The sequence below is a fragment of the Bacillus sp. SIMBA_074 genome (assembly GCF_046534555.1).
GTDB classification, from domain to species: Bacteria; Bacillota; Bacilli; order Bacillales; family Bacillaceae_G; genus Bacillus_A; species Bacillus_A mycoides.
Genome location: NZ_JAWRYM010000691.1, coordinates 1 through 264, shown reverse-complemented (window position 1 = coordinate 264; position 264 = coordinate 1). Strand labels below are relative to the sequence as shown.

1 protein-coding gene is annotated in these 264 nt (G+C 69.3%); it reads left to right on the top strand.

Going from position 1 to position 264, the window contains the following annotated elements; genetic code table 11:
• The coding region (locus SB773_RS32545; protein ID WP_486304320.1) for a ferredoxin reductase domain-containing protein at positions 1-264 on the top strand (264 nt) is incomplete at both ends.

Here is a 264-nt window from a genome sequence, read left to right as displayed (position 1 = left end):
CCCGTGCTGATGGTCGCCGCCGGCATCGGCGTCACGCCGTTCGTCTCGCAGCTGCGGCAGCTGATGCTGACGCAGCAGCAGCGTGACGTGGTTCTCATCTACGTGGCATCCGACAGCTCCGAGCTGGCCTTCCGCGACGAACTCGCGGCGACAGGTGCACGCGTGATCGTGTTCACCCGGGACGAACCGGCGGGTCTGCCCGCACGCTGGACCTGGGCCCAGGGCGTGCGGCTCGATGCCGCGGCTCTCGAGCACTACGTTCCG